The sequence below is a fragment of the Methanosarcina baikalica genome (assembly GCF_031461075.1).
Lineage (GTDB): Archaea > Halobacteriota > Methanosarcinia > Methanosarcinales > Methanosarcinaceae > Methanosarcina > Methanosarcina baikalica.
On sequence record NZ_JAVKPK010000040.1, the window covers coordinates 1 to 15,971 of the forward strand.

Genomic DNA, 15,971 nt, shown 5'->3' on the forward strand with positions numbered 1-15,971 from the left:
CAAAGAGCACTTATTTTTATCTAACTGTCAAAGCCAGGGAATAAAGGCTGACTGCAAGATAGCGGCCCTGAAAAGCCGGAATTTTTACTTCCGGGTTTAGTGTCTTTTGTACTGAAGGCCATAAAAGGATAAAGAACGTATCTCTCAATTAAAAATGAGATTTAAAACTTTCATTCGAATATTCGAGCATCCACAACCATGTGCAGGACGCCAGGGGAGTATTTTTTAATCCTGCGGGCCTCCAGAATCTCCACTTTTTTTCCAAGGGCGTCAGTAGCTTCTATTATCCTTTCCTGAGGCCTTATTTTGGCGAGCTTCTCCGGGACTGTTTCATGGTAGTGCAGAATCCCTCCTTTTTTCTTTAGAGCTTTTATAGCCGGCTCAAGATAATGATGAGTGGTCCCCACGTAACCCATAAGCACGCGGTCGGCTGTTCCTTCCGGAGCAACCTTCGAGCAATCTCCACATATAGGGACAAAAATATCCTCCGCTTTATTTAGCCTGATATTTTCCTTCAGGTATGCAAAGGACTCAGGATTAATCTCAATGCCTGTAATTTTTTTCGGCCTTGAATGGACAGCCATGGGAATTGAAAAATACCCTATTCCTGCAAACATATCCACAATTACTTCCCCTTCTCCCAGCCTGCTCATCCGTTTTCTCTCATTCAGGTTGCCTTTGGAGTACATCACCTTTGTTACGTCCTGCTTAAAAAAACAGCCATGCTCTTTATGGATGGTTTCTGTCCCGCTGCCTAGAAGGAGTTCTCTTATAGGCTGGCGGAACTGCCCTTCGATTCCGAAGTCTCTTACAACGCTCCTGCACTTCGGGTACATAGAGAGAAGTGTGTCTGCTACCCTTATTTTTTTGTCCTCAAGCGTTTCCGGAATGCTGACTATTATTATGTCCCCAAGGATCTGCCAGCCTGAGGGAACATTTGCAAGTTTGGCTTCGGAGAGGAAATCTTTAATATATTCTTTCAGGGACACTGGCTTTTTAGAAAATTCTGGATTTTCCTGTTCGGTTACCGGAAAATCTCCTATTTTTCCTATTGCAGCTTCAGTGACAGGGATTTCCAGGCAAGTGCCGCTCTCATCCTGAGTTTTTCTGATTTTTCTTGTAGTATCGAGGAATTTTCCGGCAATTGCTTTTTTCCTGATTTCTTCCCCTTTTTCTGGGGAAACCCGAATTATTCTGTACATTGGAATTGTAGGATAACCTGCATGAGATTAATGTTTTGTGTTTGAGTTCTTTTGTAAATTAATTTCTGTAAAATAACCGATTTGGTTTGAAGTACACTTGCATACTGAAAAAATAAACTAATAAAAAAGCATAAATAGTCAAAGACAAATACATATTTTAGCTGTTTAGGTTTCTTGGCCGCCCATTTCTGCCCGATTGGTGTTTTTTCAGGGCTAAATCAATAATAGATTCCTTTTTTCGAAGATCATAATAGAGAAAGTGCCTTAATGGTCACAGAATTACATACACGCACTGAAACTCAAGCTGTCAGGGTCGATGTCCTTCTGAGCTTAACGGCACACTCTATGCAGAGCTTTTGCCCTTTAATAGTTATAATATTCTCAACCTCTCTTCCGCAGCTTTCACATTTTCCCATGTTGTTTCACCCTTAAGCAGTGATTTTAATTCTCTCATAATGCATAGATATTCTCAGGATATAATTTAATTCCTGAAAGAAAAAATTTTGCCGTTGAAAAACTTATTAAATCCTCATAGTGGACAGAGAAGAATAGTCGGGTTTGCCTTAAAAGCCCCCTTTTTCTGCTTATTTGACACAGGCTCTCTCAGAACATGATCCGCAGGTGGAAATTGTATTCAGACATTTAATACAAAAGCCCAAAAAGGCATCAGGCCGTTGTGTTTCTTGTTGTCGGCTCAGGGTACGCCCAGAAATAAGAGGGGAAGATTTGAGGAATTTCGAGTTATACCAGTAACAAGCCGATTAGCAAAACCAATAAGAACATTAAACCATACGTGCCAACTATCATCTTATTTTGCTGCATAAAGAACTTTCCATTCAGATTATGTCCTATTATACAGGGAAGAATGTATATTTTCCAACTTCGTGGACCCTAAATATTTTTGCAGGGAAAATTATATTCGAAAAAAACTGGTCCTAAAGCCTGAGAAAAATGGAAACTTCTTTTCCAGGCCTGCAAGTAAGCTGCAACTGTTCTCCCTGCTAAGAAAAGCCCAAGAAAACCAGGAGAATTCTGAGATCTCTGAGGTTAAAGGAAACTTTAAACTAATAGGAGCCGCAAAGAAAATACTCGGCTCCGGCCCATACAACTTTTTTGCATCTGCGCTTCACGGTAAACCAGGCAGTTATGCCCTAGAAAGAACTCAATCCTTCTTAAGACTGAATTCCGGAAGCATTCCCTAACTCGCAAGGGGTAAGGATCAGACGAAGCACAAACCGATTAGCACTAACAAAGTAAACAGTACACTGAAAGTCCCGATTATCACTTTGTTTTGCTGTATCATTTTGTTTTGCTGTATCATTTCATTCTGTTGCATACGAACCTTTCCGATCAGGATATATTAGATAACTATTTATTTAATTGTTTAACAAACCGGAATCCACTTTCCTATGTATGCGAGCAGAGGATAAAAACATTCCTATCTGTATCAAAATAAGGATTTCTTTCAATGCAATCTCATATAAAACATATATTATACAGGAAATCTTTGTCATCTCTTTGAAAATTTGCTCCGTAAATCCGGGGGTTGATTACTGCTGCATTCCGATACCAGATTATATAAGCTGGAGATACATGCTTTCAAAAAAAGGAATCTGAGGGGAAATAATGGCAAAAAGGTTAAAGGTCGCAAATCCGGCCCGTTGCATAGGTTTCTATTCCTGTATGATGGCCTGTGCAAGAACCTGGTATGGTACCATATCTTTAAAAAACAGCAGAATTGATATCCAGACTCGCGGCGGAATCGAAACTCCTTATATTCAAATTGTCTGCATGCCTGTATCGACCCATCGTATATGAGGGCTTGTCCCGCTTGGCGCGCTGACAAAACGGAAAGGAGGAGGTGTCAATCTGAAAAAGAGATCTGAGACGGTTGCGGAAACTGTATATAAGCCTTTTAATGGGAGCCCTTCCATCTGGATGCAGAAAAAAGCAGTAATCTACAAGCACTGTGAGGTTTGCCCGAAGTTATGTCCCTATGATGTGCTGGAAATGATTGAAGTAGAAGACAACGGGGAAATAAAAATCACTGACACGGACCCGGCTGCGGATACAAGCCCGGTTAGCTCTACTGCGTCTCATAAAGACCTTTACTGGGGAAAAGAACCTGGGCCTTCTTTATATTCTTCGAGCATGAGATTGGTGGCAACTCCTATGCCCCCCATATATTTTTCATAGAGGTCTCTTCTGTCCTTAATGTGATAGCTCTGGCTGGTCAGGTCAATGTAGAGTACGTTTTTAAGGCCCTGAATATTTCCTATGATTTTGAGTTGATCTATGCCCTCGGGTCAAATCTAGGAGTAGCCGATCCCGAAGCCGTGCTCGAACTTATTGACGCCTGTGAGAAAGCGGGAGTTGATGTAATCAGCATGGGAGTTGTGCTTGCCTGGGCCACAGAGATGCAGCAGCGTGGAAAAATTACCACTGAAGATACTATGAAGCTCGAACTCTCCTGGGGAGATAAATCTGCATACCTCAAAGTAATAGACCTTATAGTCCAGGCTCCAAACGATTTCTATGTGGCCCTCGGCAAGGGAGTAGTCTATGCTTCAAAAAAATACGGAGGAGAAGATTTTGCCATTCAACTTGGAGGTCTGGAAATTCCCGGTTATCATACAGGGCTTGGAAATGTGGTTGGACTTAGTGTGGGCCCCCGACACTCCCATCTTGACAATGCAGGTTATGCAGCAGACCAGGCTTCACTTAATCGCCCTCTTTCGGATGAAGAAATTGTTGAACATATAATAGATGAAGAAGACCGCAGAAGTATCCTGAATTGCATGGTTGCCTGTCTCTTTGCCAGAAACGTCTACACATATGGAAATATAATCCTGGCCCTTAAGTCTATAGGGATAGATAGAACAGAAGAAGAATTGAAAGAATTAGGCAAGGATATTTTCAGGAAAAAATATGAACTGAAGAAGAAATTCGGATTCAAGTTTGAAAACCTCACTCTTCCGAAAAGGTTTTTTGAAACTGCTTCGACCACCGGGATGCTCGAGGAAGAAAGAGTTAGAAGAGCAATCGAGCTGTATAGAAAGAAAAGAGGAGTGTGAGGCATTATAAAGCAGTCACATGCTCAAAGGTCTGAAGAATAATTAAAAAAATCTGAAAATTGTGCTTTAAAGAGTATCACGGTCAGAGATCAAATGTTAGACGGTCAGAGATCAAATGTTAGACGATCAGAGATTAAACATGAGAGCTTTCAGATGGCTAGGAATTCGGCATCTGCAGTAATCTTTTCCTCAGCCTTTTCTCCAAGCAGCCGGTCCATAACTTTACATGTTACAAGATCTCCTGCTACATTTACTGCAGTCCTGCACATATCAAGAATCCTGTCAACTCCCATGATGAGAGCTATACCGCTTGTAGGAATTCCGACACTGCTAAGGATCAGGGCAAGGACAATAATCCCCACACCAGGGATTGAGGGCGTCCCTATGGAAGCTGAAACAGCCATGATCATTACTATTAGAACCTGAAAAGGTCCAAGATGTATCCCAAAAACCTCAGCCAGGAAAACAGTGGCTACGCCCTGATAAAGAGCAGTTCCGTTCATGTTCGCAGTTGCGCCGAGAGGGATTACGAACTGAGAAATAGAAGGTCTTACACCCAACTTATCCTCTGCGGTTTTGAGAGTAAGGGGCATAACTGCAGCAGAACTTGAGGTGGAAAAGGCAAGAAGCATGACATCCTTAATAGCCTTCAAAAAGTTAAATGGATTGTATCTGGCAACAAAAAAAACGATTAGAAGATTAAAGCACATCAGGAGCAAAAGGCTTGCAAGCACTGTGCCCAAATATACCGCCATTCCCATCAGGGCATCGATCCCAAGTTTTATAGTAAATTTTGTAAGGAGCCCGAAAACGGCAATAGGGGCAAGAGACATGCTCCATTTGACCACAGTCATGCAGATGGCCTGCACTGAGTTCAAGAAGTTGACCATTGGAGTAGACTGTTCCTTATCCAGAGAAACAAGAGCAATACCTATGATGATTGCGATGATGACAACCTGTAGCATTTCTCCATTAACCATGGCTCCAAGGGCATTGGAAGGAAAGAGGCCTCCTACAAATAAGGAAGGGAGATCCAGAATCGAAGGGTCAAAACTTAAGCCTGTGGAGGTTGCATTGACTTCGCCTCCCAGCGCACTTTGAACAAGATCTCCACTTATAAACCGTCCCGGTTGAATATAAAGCGCCATTCCCAGCCCTATAGCAGTCGCAATTGCAGTTGTCATTATAAAGTAAACTGCTGTCAAAAGCCCTGTCTTTTTGAGTTCACTCATACTCTGCGAGGCTACCCCAAGGATAATTGAAGCAAAAACAAGAGGGATAACAATCATCTTCAGAAGCGCGAGAAAAATATAACCCGGAAGAGCAACCCATTCTCCTATTATTTCTGCAGAAACCGGATCAATATACCCTCCAAGAGGTCCGAGAAAAAGTCCCAGAAGTATTCCAAGCCCCATGCTTATCAGGATTTTCAACCAGAGCTTCTTTTCAAGCAGGCCGTGAAGGTGACGACTCAGGCTTTTAAGGTAATTATTGTGCCTTAAATCCAGAGGATAGTGAATATGAATGATACCCTCGGCAATTCCGTTGCAAAGTACTTTCGTTTCCTCTACGAGTTCATGTGTGAATTCTTTCGGGTTAGGGATACGATGATCTTTGCCTTTCATGGGATCACATAAAAAAATGTTGGATAACTCAAACGTTCAGTTCCTTGTTTAGAAATTTAGCCTAATTGGATATTACTTTCAACATTGAATTATAAAAGCTTAGAAAAATACATAACAATACTCATGTTGAGCTGTTTTCACAATTATAAATATCCTTTCATACAATAATTGTATGAAAGGTTTAAATGCAATTTAAGGAACAATCGACGAGAATGATATGATTATAACCTTTTCAAAAGCCCTGTTGATTACGTCGATGTTTAACTTTGATATTATTTTTTACAAATTCTCTTTAGTTTTGTTCTTGCTCTATTCCATTTCCGTGATTTCAGGATTTGGGTTTCTGCAGTTTTAGATCTTATAAAAAATAATTTTTGAATTTTTTTCTTTCAACTGTGATTTTGAGATTGTACAACTTATCAGGTAATCCATGATAAATTCCAGGCATTTATTTCTGTCGAATACCCCGCAGCTTGCTGCAGGGATGGAAACTTCCCCCAGAACAGTTAAGATAATAAGATTTATCAATTCCAGTTTTTGTGTGTTATAGAATCGAAAGTGATATTGCAAAATATCCTCGAATAGTAGTTTCAATGGATCTAATTGAATAAATATATATAAATATAAATATAACTAAAAAAAGTTCCTTCAACTAAGGAAAACGATGGTTTGTTCTTTGTGGATTTCCTTGAAGATAGGAATCTTGTTGCTTCCTCCAAACTTGCGGAGTATTCGACTGAAATAAAACTCAGAGTGAAGAACTGTTTTCAGGTTATGCCGGGGAAAAATATTTACAAAATGTTTACAAACATTGTAACATGAATTTCGGATTTTTGATTTTTCCAGGAATGGAAGAGCTGGATCTGGTCGGGCCGTGGGAAATAATCTCACTCTGGAGCAAATTTGCCCAGGGGCCTGAGAAATGCCTCATGGTTGCCGAGAATCCAGGACCTGTGATCTGTAATAAGGGAATGTCCGTAAATCCTCATGTTATCTTTAGGGATTGTCCTCCACTGGATTTTCTTCTGGTGCCGGGCGGCGAAGGCACAAGCAGAGAGGTGGATAATCTGTCTTTGATTCAATTCGTTGCCGGACAGGCTAAAGGTTGTAAAGCTGTGTTTTCAGTCTGTACTGGCACATTCATCCTTCACAGGGCTGGTTTGCTCTCAAATAAGCGAGCTACTACCCATTGGGCTTCACTGCAGAAGCTACGAGATTTAGGTGACGTGGAAGTTGTGGAAAATCGAATTGTACAGGATGGAAATATCTGGACCTCGGCAGGCATTTCCGCCGGTATCGATCTGGCGCTTGCATTTATTGAATACATTACAGATGAAAAAACAGCGGGCAAAATTCAGCTCGGTGCCGAGTACTACCCATCCGGAAAGTCGTATGGCATGATGCACCAGCTTCCGCAGGCTCCTGAATATATGAGGAAAAGGGACTGAAAGTCCCTCAAAACCTTACTGCCACATAACCTCAAGGGGCTTCCTGCGGGGGATTCCATATATTTTGTACTGTGGGTGGCCGAACATCATTGCGTAGGCACTTTTCCGTCCTGCAGGCAGGTCGAGTTCCTTTTGGAGAGGCTCATAAGAGGTGGCAGCCGCTGCAACAAAGCCTGCCCAGCAGGTGCCGATACCGAATGCCGGCGCAGCGACATCGAAATGGGTGAGGGCGATGATAGCATCGACAACTGCAACAGGGTTTCCTTCAGGAATATGGGCAAAGAGCAGGTGAGGAGCGCCACGGCAGATGACATCGTTTCCTTGCTCCCACGCCGAAATAAGCATCGGTACGTAGCCGCTCATCGGATGGGCGGTGTTCAGCAGGTTCTTCATCCATTCGATAGTGAGCTCGGCAATTTTTCGGACTTTTTTTGGATCCTGGACAACCAGCCAATGTACCGGCTGACCGTTGCCTCCAGATGCGGCGTAGCGGGCAATATCAAGGACTTCAAGGATTTTCTCTTTTGGCACAGGCTCTCTGGTAAAATGCCGCACAGACCTGCGTTTCTTGAGGTATAACTCCATGTCCTCTGGAGAGACAGTGCTTGCACCGGTCAGCAGGGGAACCTTCTCATCAGGAAGGTTCAAGAGAAGAGCCTGAGACGGGCAGAAAGCCTCGCAGTGTCCGCAGTAGAGACAGCGTGAAACGTTTGCTTCCTGCGTTTGTGGGAGATGAGCCTCATCAGCTGAATCGATAATGCCTGATGAGCATACCTTTGCACAAATGCTGCACCGTGTGCAAAGATCCTGATTAACAATAATGTGAGTCATAAGTATCAAAACCTGCTAATAGCAATATATAATCAGCTAATATTTATTTACTTTTCTTTATTTCTCTACCTGTGAAGTTTCACTTACTCGGTCACTGCCTGCGCAAAGAAATAAAGGTTGCGTACTCTCTGTCTTTGTTAATTTCGTGGGAGTACATTTCTTTATACCCTTCAGTAATCACATTCAGAAATCTGGAAAATCTCTTCTCCAAGAAAAGTTTCGACCATTCCTTCGTTAACATCGAATCATTCCTTCTTTAACACCGAACGGCAGAGGCTCACCCTACTGTGTCATCTTTATGGAATATCGGGCCGGAACATTGACAGGGAAATCGAGGATCTGCATGACAACAGCAGAGTACGGGACATTTGTTTATACCTTTAAGGGTGTTGAGAGGAAATAAAAATCTGATTTTTCATCCTTGTCACAAACTCACAATTATTAAAATATACCAACTCAGACCCATTATAGCAAATAGTTGTTTTCAATCAAGAAGAATAAACTGCAGATCTATCTGACCCTTACAAGGTAGCTGTTTTAAGTCGTTCTTGTTACGCTCGACGTAGAGAGCGGTATTGCAGACAAAAAAGGAGATGGAAGAAAAAACCAGGAAGTAAAAACTGTCGAAGAAGCCGTAAAAACAAACAAAAAACGAACAAATCAAATTCTATCTAAAAAAATACTCTTTTTTCGAATCTCTTTTGGTAGCGTGTCTAATTTTCTGCAAATTGAGAATCAAATTTATTTAAAATTTATATCATTTGGTTTAATGACTTTTTGAGATTTATGATTTTACAGAACTTTTGGTACACTGCCCTCTGGTCTTGATGAAATCAAATATCTTAATCAATTATTTGAGATATTTCTATAATATTGATACATTTTACTTGGATATTTTGACTTTTGTTCATCATCCATATATTTACATGCTATTCTAATATTTTTGCAATGGAACCACCTATGCTCTCTAACAAGGTGTGAAAATTCTGCTAATAATACGAGCGAAGGAGCTTAAAATGGCTTTAAATTATCTCGGAGTTATTGCAGGCTCTGTATAACGAATGTATGCGGGATATTGACTACGTATATCATCTGTACATAAGGTGTGTATTCCCCGTGTTAATCCTAGAATTTTCTTAAGATTTTTATTTTTATCAGGTTGCCTTCTTTCGTTTCAATACAAACCCCACAACGGCCATAATCACAATCGCAACAACCCAAAATATAACAGTGAAGGGGTTTATTGTTTTTTTAAGTAGACTCATTTTTTCATCCCTCAAGATAACAAACATTGTTTTACTTATTCTTCTCGAGATTCGGGATTTCCACAGAATAAGGAGCCCCACACAGAATCAACCAGGTAGGAAATAAGCATAACGGTTTGAATATTAATTTAATCAAAAAATAAATAAACTTCGATATTTAAATTCTTAAGAAGGGAGAGTGAATATGGATGATGAAGAAATTCGAGTGATCTTCAAGTTTTCAGCCCAGGAAAAAAAGTATAATCTCCAGTTTTGATATTCAAGGAGATCTGTTTCTTCCCTTTCTGCTTTCATTAAAATCGGGAGGTTCTTGGAGTTATGCTGCCGGAGAGACAAACACCATTGCAGTAAAGGATGTGATCACTTATTATAATGAAGAAAGCAAAACTGGCTATTGTCATATCTTAACTATTTTACTATAATCCATGCGTCTTCGGTTAAGTGAGGAATCATGATAAATTGCCTTATTCCCAGAACATGTGTCCAAAATTTAGATAGACTTTGAACTGGAACAGGGTATCGATTTTAGGTAAAGAGGCTAAAATTTGAGGCCAATTTATGACATAAAATCGATAGCCTTCAGGCAAGAAAATTCCTTAACCGATGACCAATGTACTATAATCTACTCCTAATTACGCCATTTTGAAATCTGCATTATTGATATCTGAGCTTCACATTCTTTGTAAATAAAATGCTATTGGGAACCCTATCAACGTTGGGATCCAGAAGGAAAACATCCTGTAACCGAGTATGACAACAACCGCAATTGAGTCAGGTACCCCAAGGCCTGTGTAAAGAGCAGCCATCGTACTCTCCACAACACCTACCCCTCCGGGTAGGAAAAAGGCCATTTTTCCAAAGAGAAGGGGAAGTCCGTACCCTACAAGCAGGATTTCTGGTCCTACAGGATAGCCTGCAGCTATGAAGAAGAAATAAAGAGTTAACATATCAAAGCCCGTATTAATCACAGCCCCCAAAAGAGGACGCTGTAATCCTTTTTTGCCAAGCATCTCAAGGGCTGCAAAAATTCGACTTACTGAGTTTTCGGTTGAAGCAGGCGTATAGGTTTTATGCCGGACCCGGGAAAAGTAAGTTGTTATCCTGATAAGTATGAGTGTGAAGCCTGCCCTGTTTTTTATCCCCCAGTTAATTGCTGCAAGACCAATGCCAAGTAAAGCGAGGATCAGGAGAAAAGTAAAGAACTGTACAGAAGAAAGTTTGTGGGTTAACAGCAGATGTAGCATTCCAACCATAGCCAGTATCATTAAGATTGCATTGTTGAAAATAGCGGGCAAAGTGCCTGCAAGTCCTGCACCCTCGGCGCTTACGCCGTATTTCCGTACCCATCGATAAGTCGCTGCAGCATTCCCGAAGGTGCCTCCTGCCAGCATGCCTATGCTTGAAGCCGCTAGTGTAATTATAGCTCCTTTTAACACTGAGATAGTCTGGTTTACTATCCCTACGATTGAATTTATAAGATAACCGGCTCCTATGTAACTGGTGATCTGGGCGAGGGCAGCGAACAGCACAGCCCATAAAGCCATTGTTTTAATGACATGGAGAGACGCCTCAACCGAAGCAAGCTGGGGAATAATAAGATGGACAGCCAGCCCTACCAGGATAAGAGTTGAGAGATAGCGGCCTGCCTTTAAGACCAGGGGCGGGGGATAAAACAGGCTTCTATGGTCATTAGATTCATTTTTTAAACCTTTTGTGCGTTCATTCGTGCTAATAACCATTTAAAATCCTCTAATCCGGAACATCTTATTTCACCCGTGTTTTCTAGCAGCCCCTTCTCTAACATTATAAGTTGTACTGTTCCCTGAATAAGATCAATGTAATCGAATAATTTAGTTAATAAAACATCACAGCCTTTAATTATTATTAAGGATACTCCTTTTCTATGAAAGAGATTGTATATTTCCTTTTTCCTATTATTTATGCTGTTCTTAATGCAGCTTCTTTTGCTCTGTATGGAATAGACAAATTCAAGGCAAAAAGCGAAAAGTGGAGAATTTCAGAGCAGGGTTTGCTGATCGTTTCTCTCTTCGGGCCAATAGGTGCATTGCTTGGCATGCAGCATTTCAGGCATAAGACCCAGAAACCCCTGTTCAAATTCCTGGTACCTGCATTTGTAGGAATTCATATCTTTTTAGTGATATGGACCTGTCCCCAAGCCTAAATTCTTATATATTACATAAAAAAGAACATTTTTTGGCGTTTTGCACCTTAACCGAATCCACATGAACATTATTTATATTTTTTGTAAAATGTTTTTCATAGTATTTTCGTCATCTTGAGGATGGAGGGAAAACTCTTTGGAGATGTGCCTATGAAACTTGAACTCCTTCTTTCTGTTGAGGATTCTCCTAACTCCGCAGGTGTGGTAATAGACACCATTCGCTGCTGCAAGCTGGCACTTGATAGGGAAAGAGGCGAAGTCCTTTATTCGACCTATACTTTATGAAACATCCTCCCAAACAGTATCCGATGTTGATGCATGCCGCATGACCGAGGAGTTATTGCAGGAAATCTGTAAACAAGGTTCAAGAAAAAAGTTCAAGTAAAGACTCAGAATATAATTGAAATCTGAATATAAAAGGTTAAATTGAATTTTCCAGGAGAATCTCATTGAGAAATTTTAGATCCTGCTTTCGGCAGGTCGACATAAAAATCCATTCAATATTTCTATTGATATCGTTTTTTTCAGAACTTTTAAAATTCAATTTAAATCAAAAATTACTAAATGTTAACTATAATATAATTAATATATATTTATAGTAAATGAGCTGAATGACAAATAATGTTGGATGTATAGTCCGTATGATACTGTTTTTTAAGTGAACCTGCAAAAAATAACAATTAAGGATATTTAAATTTTAGAATGTGCTTGCTGCCGAATGTAGGTTAGATCCAAAGGGATTTAAAGAGAATTATTTGGATAATTCCTCTTCTACCTCTTTAGCTCCGGCTTCAAGTTCCTGCTTTTGCTGAGGGTCAAACTGAAGTAAGAGTGCCTGGAACTCTCCGATGTGCGTTTTCTCTTCTTTTGCTACATCCATAAGGACAGCTCTTATGTTCTCATTTTTTGTTAAGTTTGCCATCTGCTCGTAAAGGTTTACAGCATCAAGCTCGGCGATGATTCCGGCTCTGAGAATCTCTTTATCAATGTCTTCTTCAGATACGTTTTTAAGGTCCACAGGTATTTTGGATAACAAACTATTCACCCCTGCTTAGTGTATATGCAGGTATAATCATAAATATTTTTACTAAATTCGGGAAATTTTTTAATCGCTTTGTTTTTTAATTGTTTTAGTTCTGATATACGTGCAAGGTATTCGGATCAGCCATAGCTGATCCTGTAAATTGCGTTATTCTTATCATCCGAAACAAGCAGCGCTCCGTCAGGCATTACAAGGATATCCACAGGCCTTCCCCAGGCTGCAAGCCCCTGGAGCCATCCATCAGCGAAAGGCTCGTAACTCACAGGCTTTCCTTTTTCCAGCTTGACAAGGGAAATCCGATACCCTATCGGGATTTTCCGGTTCCATGAGCCGTGCTCGGCGATAAAGATCTGGTTTCCGTACTCTTCAGGAAACATTGTGCCCGTATAAAAGGTCATTCCAAGGGAAGCTACATGCGGACCCAGTTTAATTTCGGGAGGTGTGAATTCCGAGCAGTTCCGAAGTTTTCCGAATTCAGGGTCAGGAATATCTCCCCCGTGGCAATAAGGAAAACCGAAATGCATTCCCTGTTCAGATGCCAGATTAAGTTCGTCCGGAGGCGTATCATCTCCAAGCCAGTCCCTTCCATTGTCAGTAAACCACAATTCTTCAGTCTCGGGATCCCAGTCAAAACCAACTGTATTCCTTATCCCCCTTGCAAAAATCTCAAGTTGACTTCCATTGGGCTCCATCCTCATTATTGTTCCATACCGCTCGTCTTCCCCTTCCTTATTACAGATATTGCACGGCATTCCGATAGGCACGTAAAGTTTACCGTCAGGACCAAATTTAATATATTTCCAGCCGTGTGCGCGGTCGGATGGGAAACTATCATTGACCACGACAGGTGTCGGTGGGTTTTCAAGCCTTGCTTCAATGTCATCATAGCGGACCACCCTCGAGATCTCAGCAACGTACAGGGATCCATTCCTGAACGCCACCCCATTTGGCATATCGAGGCCTTCAGCAAGCACAAGCACCTTGTCAGCTCTACTGTCATTGTTCCTGTCAAGGACCGCATAAACCTTTCCCGCATCCCGGCTTCCAACAAAAAGAGTGCCGTTAGGACTAAGAGTTATTGACCTTGCACCCTCGACATTCTCAGCATAATAATCAATGGAAAAACCAGGCGGAAGCTTAATGCAGGCAAGCCCTGTCCCGTTTTCCCCGCAGTCACTAATCGGTACGGTTCTCAGGGCGGCATAAGCTACGAGAATAAGTGCAATAACTGCAAAAAAACCAACTATTATCTTTACCCCTTTCATTTCTCCACCACTTTGCTTGAAATTAATTCTCATATTCGTCACAGGAGAGCCTTTGCAGCCTCAATAAGTTCTTTTTCGGTCTCAAGACTTGCATATCCATGCCCCTTCCAGCGGATAATTCCCTTCTGGTCCAGCAAAAAGACATAGGCAAGGTTCGTATCTTCTATCCCAAGGGCTTTTTGGTAGCTCGAATAGTCTCCATAAAAAGTGACCACATTGTCGTGCTTCTCTACTGGAATCCCTCCTCTCATGCCTGAGTCGATCACCCAGGAGATGACCTTCCAGGCTTCATTTATCATTGGGATTTCGTAAACCAAAAACCTGCTGTCTTTTCCGAATTTCTGCTCAAATGGCTGAATCCAGGAGTCGATCATGCTCTGGGCACTTCGCACAAAAGCAATGCAGATGAGTGTCACCTTTCCTTCCACAATCTTCGGAAAGGTTACAACCCTGCCTGCAAGGGATTTTGATGTGATCTCCGGAAAAGGTTGTCCTATAATCTTTTTTTCAATTTTTTCTGGATTTGCACCCTGTTTTAACGTACCATGCTCCTCTTTTATAAAACTCCCCCCAATCAGGAACTGAAATAAAGACTGAGATTATTGTCCCTATTATAATATTTCTCGGCTTTGTAGAAATGCTTTTTTGAGCCAATAGAGGAGCGATATTCCAGAACAAAGCATCTCGCTGTGTCCCGCATCGTAACTCCAGATATCTCTTTGAACCTCAATATCGATGTGAATTTTAATTTCAAATAGGCAAACATTTTATTACTTTGGGAGTGCGGAGGGTCACGAATACCCTATCCTTTAGGTCGGGGATGAAGTGAACCCTCGCCTCTTTTTGGTTTTGTTTAAACCTCTATATCATCGCTTCTTTGTAAAATAAGGTTTCTTGGTACCATGGTTACAGGAGTTGGGAATGCAACTCTATATCAAGGAAATCTTGTCAAAGGATACTAAACTATTCCCCATAAATCGGCGTGCGGCCCATCAGCATACCCCATCCTTTAGGGTGGGGTGGCCGCATGCAATTTGATTTTTTACGATTACTTTTTTATAAAAGAAATTTTTTATAAAATAATTAGTAAAAGATTTCAAAAAAACGAAGTGTCTTATATTATTTGGTTCAATCCTGTTTAAGATACGTGTAAATTCTTACCTCCTAAAAAGAAATATTTTGAGATCCTGGACTCTTGAAAACCTGAGGTAGTTGGTGAAGAAAAAAGATTGCTTTTGGTTCTCTATCCTCGACTTTTATCTTTAGAAGACTCTGTATTCAACTATTCAAAGAATCTGAATCTAATAACTATAAATTAAAAAAATACCTCACAGAAGATGAGTAACGTGATGATAAACAAAGTACTCAAATTACTGCTCCTATTGATCTTCGTAACTTTTGCCCTCTTTGTTTCAGGCTGTACAGAAAAAGACCTGAGCGCAGAAGATATTGCAACCCGGATGCTGGAGAAACAGGATAGCATTCAAGATTATTCGTATACAATGCACACTACTTACTACGTCGGGGAAAAGGCCATAGAAAGCGAATTTAAAACCATATATAAGAAACCTCATATGATTAAGAACTTTATACAGGAACCCGGAAAGGATGAAGAGACGCTCGTACTTTCAGATGGAGAATTCAGGTGGACGTATGCCCCCGATACAAACACGGTAATGAAAACAAAGCTTCCCAAAACTCCGGAACTAACTAAAAGTGACTATCTGACTCTCATAGGGATTACCCTTAATGATACAAATGTCTCTTTACTGGGTCTTGAGGAGATTGACAGCAGAGAAACTTATCTGTTGAAGGCGATTCCTAAAGAAACCGAAGAAAACGCTGCGCAATACGACACAAAAATCTGGGTAGATAAAGAAACCTGGATGCCCCTCAAGTACGAGCTGTATGACAACAGTGGAAACCTTACAGTAAAAACCGAAATCTACGACCTTAAAGTCAATTCAGGGATTCTGGACTCAGAGTTTATCTTCAATACTCCCGATGGGGCTGAAATAAAAACAATAGGTTAATACT

Annotated in this window: 13 protein-coding genes and 1 pseudogene; 7 read left to right on the plus strand and 7 right to left on the minus strand. The window is 40.9% G+C overall.

All coding sequences use genetic code 11. The features are described 5' to 3' along the window. Window positions 1–170: 170 nt before the first annotated feature. On the minus strand, window positions 171–1,202 hold the full coding sequence (locus RG963_RS10310) for a class I SAM-dependent methyltransferase (RefSeq protein ID WP_310576187.1): 1,032 nt from the start codon (window positions 1,200–1,202) through the stop codon (window positions 171–173). A gap of 1,626 nt (window positions 1,203–2,828) precedes the next feature. Between RG963_RS10310 and RG963_RS10315 the strand changes: the two genes are divergently transcribed. From RG963_RS10315 to RG963_RS10325, 3 genes are all read left to right on the plus strand, one after another. Continuing rightward, window positions 2,829–3,020: a 4Fe-4S dicluster domain-containing protein gene (locus RG963_RS10315; protein ID WP_310576188.1), complete on the plus strand. Its 192-nt coding sequence runs from the start codon at window positions 2,829–2,831 to the stop codon at window positions 3,018–3,020. Between the two features lie 120 nt (window positions 3,021–3,140). Next, the gene (locus RG963_RS10320; protein WP_310576189.1) at window positions 3,141–3,398 is read left to right on the plus strand and encodes a hypothetical protein; all 258 of its coding nucleotides are present in this window, start codon (window positions 3,141–3,143) and stop codon (window positions 3,396–3,398) included. A gap of 20 nt (window positions 3,399–3,418) precedes the next feature. Further along, window positions 3,419–4,276: an aldehyde ferredoxin oxidoreductase C-terminal domain-containing protein gene (locus tag RG963_RS10325; protein WP_310576190.1), complete on the plus strand. Its 858-nt coding sequence runs from the start codon at window positions 3,419–3,421 to the stop codon at window positions 4,274–4,276. Between the two features lie 149 nt (window positions 4,277–4,425). Here the strand turns inward: RG963_RS10325 and RG963_RS10330 are convergent, their stop codons facing one another. Continuing rightward, window positions 4,426–5,901, minus strand: coding sequence for a dicarboxylate/amino acid:cation symporter (locus RG963_RS10330; RefSeq protein WP_310576191.1), 1,476 nt, complete (start codon window positions 5,899–5,901; stop codon window positions 4,426–4,428). An 818-nt stretch (window positions 5,902–6,719) separates the two neighbouring features. Here RG963_RS10330 and RG963_RS10335 point away from each other — a divergent pair. Continuing rightward, window positions 6,720–7,349: a DJ-1/PfpI family protein gene (locus tag RG963_RS10335; protein WP_310576192.1), complete on the plus strand. Its 630-nt coding sequence runs from the start codon at window positions 6,720–6,722 to the stop codon at window positions 7,347–7,349. Window positions 7,350–7,364: 15 nt separating this feature from the next. On the opposite strand, the gene RG963_RS10340 is transcribed toward RG963_RS10335, so the two are convergent. Both RG963_RS10340 and RG963_RS10345 read right to left on the minus strand, forming a co-directional pair. Then, a complete protein-coding gene (locus RG963_RS10340) occupies window positions 7,365–8,180 on the minus strand; it encodes a nitroreductase family protein (protein ID WP_310576193.1) in 816 nt (271 codons plus the stop codon). Window positions 8,181–10,116: 1,936 nt separating this feature from the next. Then, complete coding sequence (locus tag RG963_RS10345) at window positions 10,117–11,184, minus strand: lysylphosphatidylglycerol synthase transmembrane domain-containing protein (protein WP_310576194.1); 1,068 nt, start codon at window positions 11,182–11,184, stop codon at window positions 10,117–10,119. Window positions 11,185–11,348: 164 nt separating this feature from the next. Between RG963_RS10345 and RG963_RS10350 the strand changes: the two genes are divergently transcribed. Further along, window positions 11,349–11,627 carry a DUF1294 domain-containing protein gene (locus RG963_RS10350; RefSeq protein WP_310576195.1) on the plus strand — a complete coding sequence of 93 codons (279 nt, stop codon included), beginning with the start codon at window positions 11,349–11,351 and terminating at the stop codon, window positions 11,625–11,627. Between the two features lie 114 nt (window positions 11,628–11,741). After that, window positions 11,742–11,956: pseudogene (locus tag RG963_RS16590) on the plus strand (inositol-3-phosphate synthase); the annotation flags it as partial. Window positions 11,957–12,378: 422 nt separating this feature from the next. On the opposite strand, the gene RG963_RS10360 reads toward RG963_RS16590, so the two are convergent. The 3 genes from RG963_RS10360 to RG963_RS10370 all read right to left on the minus strand — a co-directional run bounded on the left by RG963_RS10360 (window position 12,379) and on the right by RG963_RS10370 (window position 14,512). Next, window positions 12,379–12,663, minus strand: coding sequence for a ferritin family protein (locus RG963_RS10360; protein ID WP_310576197.1), 285 nt, complete (start codon window positions 12,661–12,663; stop codon window positions 12,379–12,381). Window positions 12,664–12,788: 125 nt separating this feature from the next. Next, on the minus strand, window positions 12,789–13,967 hold the full coding sequence (locus tag RG963_RS10365) for a PQQ-dependent sugar dehydrogenase (RefSeq protein WP_310576210.1): 1,179 nt from the start codon (window positions 13,965–13,967) through the stop codon (window positions 12,789–12,791). Window positions 13,968–13,972: 5 nt separating this feature from the next. Further along, the gene (locus tag RG963_RS10370) at window positions 13,973–14,512 is read right to left on the minus strand and encodes a hypothetical protein (RefSeq protein ID WP_310576211.1); all 540 of its coding nucleotides are present in this window, start codon (window positions 14,510–14,512) and stop codon (window positions 13,973–13,975) included. Between the two features lie 771 nt (window positions 14,513–15,283). On the opposite strand from RG963_RS10370, the gene RG963_RS10375 reads away from it, so the two are divergent. Then, window positions 15,284–15,967, plus strand: a complete 684-nt coding sequence (locus tag RG963_RS10375) for a LolA family protein (protein WP_310576198.1) — start codon at window positions 15,284–15,286, stop codon at window positions 15,965–15,967. Window positions 15,968–15,971 lie beyond the last annotated feature (4 nt).

Bases quoted from the DNA above. Each gene is read 5' to 3' on its own strand.
- RG963_RS10335 (WP_310576192.1), top strand. From the start codon at position 6,720: ATGAATTTCGGATTTTTGATTTTTCCAGGAATGGAAGAGCTGGATCTG.
- RG963_RS10345 (WP_310576194.1), bottom strand. From the start codon at position 11,184: ATGGTTATTAGCACGAATGAACGCACAAAAGGTTTAAAAAATGAATCT.
- RG963_RS10375 (WP_310576198.1), top strand. From the start codon at position 15,284: ATGATAAACAAAGTACTCAAATTACTGCTCCTATTGATCTTCGTAACT.
- RG963_RS10340 (WP_310576193.1), bottom strand. From the start codon at position 8,180: ATGACTCACATTATTGTTAATCAGGATCTTTGCACACGGTGCAGCATT.
- RG963_RS10315 (WP_310576188.1), top strand. From the start codon at position 2,829: ATGGCAAAAAGGTTAAAGGTCGCAAATCCGGCCCGTTGCATAGGTTTC.
- RG963_RS10350 (WP_310576195.1), top strand. From the start codon at position 11,349: ATGAAAGAGATTGTATATTTCCTTTTTCCTATTATTTATGCTGTTCTT.
- RG963_RS10365 (WP_310576210.1), bottom strand. From the start codon at position 13,967: ATGAGAATTAATTTCAAGCAAAGTGGTGGAGAAATGAAAGGGGTAAAG.
- RG963_RS10320 (WP_310576189.1), top strand. From the start codon at position 3,141: ATGCAGAAAAAAGCAGTAATCTACAAGCACTGTGAGGTTTGCCCGAAG.
- RG963_RS10330 (WP_310576191.1), bottom strand. From the start codon at position 5,901: ATGAAAGGCAAAGATCATCGTATCCCTAACCCGAAAGAATTCACACAT.
- RG963_RS10310 (WP_310576187.1), bottom strand. From the start codon at position 1,202: ATGTACAGAATAATTCGGGTTTCCCCAGAAAAAGGGGAAGAAATCAGG.